This window comes from Mycobacterium sp. (assembly GCF_032159565.1).
In the GTDB taxonomy this organism is placed as follows: domain Bacteria; phylum Actinomycetota; class Actinomycetes; order Mycobacteriales; family Mycobacteriaceae; genus Mycobacterium.
This window is the reverse complement of sequence record NZ_JAVHWR010000133.1, coordinates 1-3126: the sequence shown is the minus strand read 5'-3', so window position 1 is coordinate 3126 and position 3126 is coordinate 1. Positions and strand designations below refer to the sequence as shown.

Below are 3126 nucleotides of genomic sequence, written 5' to 3'. Positions count from 1 at the left end.
GGTGCTGGCTCTGGCAGGGCTGATCGGCTGGCTGGGCTATCGGACTCATGAGTCACGCCACGCCAAAGCACAGCGGGAGCTTTTCGTCGAAGTGGGGCGCCAGGCTGCAATCAACCTGACCACGATCTACTTCCAGGAGGTGGACACCGACGTGCCGCGCATCCTGGACTCGTCGACCGGCGCTTTTTATGACAACTTTCAGAAGCGTTCGCAGCCCTTTATTGAGACTGTCAAGCAGGCCGAGTCCAAGACGGCGGGCACCGTCGCAGGAGCGAGCCTGGAATCAGAATCGGGCAATGAGGCGCGGGTGTTGGTCGCCGTGACAGTAAAGACCTCGGACGCCGGCCACGCCGAGCAGCAACCACGCGGCTGGCGGATGCGCATCGACGTGCAGAAGGTCGGCGACGGTGCGAAGGCGTCGAACGTCGAGTTTGTGTCATGAGGAAGCAGTTAGCGAACCACGACGAGGGACCCCTGCGCGAGCAGGACAGTGCGCCAACAGCAATCGAAGCAGACGTGCGGATCAAGACCCGAGGCATGGATGAGGAGAGCGGGTCCCACCACGACCACACAGGCAAGCTGCCCCAGCTCGATGCCGCGGAATGCAGGGATGCGCCCAGGGGCGAAGACACGACCTCCAAGGACGCCGAGTCCGACGAAATCCAGCTGACCCAACGTAAACGAGCGACCAAGCAGACGAGGGCGTCGCGAGCCCTTGCCTTCGGAATAATGCCCGCAGTGGCGCTCTTGCTCGCCCTGGCCGCCGGTTACCTCAAGTGGGAAGACTCGTCGACCCGCGATGACCAGGTTGCCGGGCTAGAAGCGACTCAGGTAGCCAAGGAGGCACGGTGGCCTTGCTGAGCTACCGCCCCGATACGGTCGAGAAGGACCTCAGCAGCGCGCAGGACCGTCTGACCGGGACCTTCCGGGACTCCTACGTGTCCCTGATCCATGACGTCGTCATCCCCGGTGCGAAGCAGAAACAGATCTCCGCGGTGGCTACCGTCCCGGCCGTGGGTGCGGTATCGGCGACCCAGAACCACGCGGTGGTGGTCCTCGTCTTCGTTAACCAAACCATCATCATCGGCACCGATCCGCCCGGCAACACCGCCTCCAGCGTCAAGGTGACTCTTGACAAGATCGGAACGCGCTGGCTGGACTCGGGGTTCGAACCGGTCTGATGCGCCGCCCATACGGCGGTTCAGCGGAGTTGTCCCGCACTCACCGTTAATGCCTTCCGGCGGGCACAGAACTGTTTGTCGTTGGCGCGCCGCGAGAACTTAGGAAGACCGTTAATGAATGAAAGGAACTGCCAGGAATGCGTCAAATCGAAAGCCAAGTTCTCATCGTTGGCGGTGGGGGTGCCGGACTCACAACCTCGGTGGTCCTTGCCGATCTAGGCGTCGAGGCCATGCTTATAGAGCGTCACGACAGTACGTCGAGGCTGCCGAAGGCGCATTATCTCAATCAGCGGACGATGGAAATTTTCGCGCTGCATGGAATGGCCGATGCTGTGTATGCGAAGTCGGCGCCGCGTGCCAACAACGCCACGATCAAGTGGCTGTCCTCTGTGGGCGGGGATGGGCCTCTGGACCGAAATGTGCTAGCCGAGGCAGACGTTATGGGCGGCGGCGATACAGCATCTATGTATAACGCGAAAGGATTCAGGCCACCAACACACATCCCGCAGTTCCGGCTTGAGCCGATAATCCGACAAATTGCTGACCAGCGCCGCCCCGGTGGGGTTCTGTTCCGGCACGAGCTGCGGTCGGTCACACAGGACGATAACGGGGTCATTGCTATAGTCCGCGATCTCCTCGGCGAGGAAGATATCGAGGTTCGCTGCCAATATCTGCTGGGCGCGGACGGGGGAAGAACAGTCGGCCCGCAGCTCGGAGTATCAATGCAGGGACCGACCGGAATGGCGGACTTCGTGAGCGTCTGGTTTTCTGCGGATCTGTCGAGCTATCTCACCGACAGCGACTCGGTAATGCGTGTGATCTTCCCGCCGGGACAGGTCGCCCAAGGCAAGTACACCTGCATCCTGATCGCATATGGCCCCACCCGCTGGGACGGGCACAGCGAGGAATGGGGTTTGGGGCTTATGCGTAGCCCCGACGATCCTGACGACCTCGACGAGAAATCCATCGTGCCCATCATCCGCGAGTTCCTCAAGATCGACGTACCGCTACAAGTACACAATGTCACCCATTGGCTCCTTGAAACAACGATCGCCGACCGCTTCTCGTTCGACCGCGTGCATCTGCTCGGCGATGCTGCACACAAGCAGACCCCGGGCGCCGGGCTGGGACTCAACTCGGCAATCCAAGACGCTCACAACATCAGTTGGAAACTTGCACTCGTTCTGAAGGGATTGGCGCCCCCGAGCCTCCTCAGCTCCTATGAGGATGAACGCCGCCCCGTCATCACCGAAAATGTTGGTTGGTCGATGTTCTCCCTGACCAACCACCTTTTGATCGTGTCGGCCATGGGCGTTAACCTCGCCGCTCCACCCGAGGCGAATGAGGCCGCGATCGCCGAGCTCATCTCGGACACGCGAACTGGTGCGTCAAAGCGGGCCCGCCTGGCGGAAGTATTCCGTACGCAGCGAGTCGAATATCAGGCCCATGACATGGAGATGGGCTTCAACTATCCGGTGGGAGCGGTCGTCGACGATGGCTCTCCCAGCCCGTGGCGCGACCCCATGGGTTCCGAATACCGGCCAACGACTCGCCCCGGCTGTCGTCTGCCGCACACCTGGCTCGAATACCGGGGCACCAGATGCTCAACTCACGAGCTGATACCGATGGGCGGAATGTTGGCGCTAACGTCCGACGAGCCCCTAGCGCAACAATGGCGGGATGCGGTAGCGAAGGTTTCCGCCGACACCGGCGTGCCTATCCGAACCGTGCGGATCGGCCCGCGGGGAGATGCTTTCGATCCGACCAATAATTGGATTGCACTTCGAGAAGTTGGCCCGAAAGGAATCGTTCTCGTTCGGCCCGACGGCCACGTCGGGTTTCGGGCCATCAACGTGCCGCCCAATCCGGCCGACACGATCGCTGCAGCCGTTCACCACATCCTCTCAGCCGGCAACATCCACCACGGTCGATGACCACGCGGTCA

General features: G+C 61.5%; 4 protein-coding genes. All 4 read left to right on the top strand.

From position 1 onward, the window contains the following. Positions 1 to 442, top strand: a 442-nt coding sequence (locus QOC76_RS17840; protein ID WP_526358733.1) for an Rv1363c family protein, incomplete at its 5' end; no start/stop codon positions are given. Next, a complete protein-coding gene (locus QOC76_RS17835; RefSeq protein ID WP_526358731.1) occupies positions 439 to 861 on the top strand; it encodes a hypothetical protein in 423 nt (140 codons plus the stop codon). The genes QOC76_RS17840 and QOC76_RS17835, both read left to right, overlap by 4 nt. Next, a complete protein-coding gene (locus tag QOC76_RS17830; protein ID WP_526358729.1) occupies positions 849 to 1181 on the top strand; it encodes a hypothetical protein in 333 nt (110 codons plus the stop codon). Before QOC76_RS17835 ends, QOC76_RS17830 begins: the two co-directional genes overlap by 13 nt. Positions 1182 to 1318: 137 nt before the next feature. Then, positions 1319 to 3115, top strand: a complete 1797-nt coding sequence (locus tag QOC76_RS17825; RefSeq protein WP_526358727.1) for an FAD-dependent oxidoreductase — start codon at positions 1319 to 1321, stop codon at positions 3113 to 3115. Positions 3116 to 3126 lie beyond the last annotated feature (11 nt).

What these genes read in the sequence shown, in the direction of transcription:
- QOC76_RS17825 (WP_526358727.1), top strand. Translation starts at nt 1,319, where the DNA reads ATGCGTCAAATCGAAAGCCAAGTTCTCATCGTTGGCGGTGGGGGTGCC.
- QOC76_RS17835 (WP_526358731.1), top strand. Translation starts at nt 439, where the DNA reads ATGAGGAAGCAGTTAGCGAACCACGACGAGGGACCCCTGCGCGAGCAG.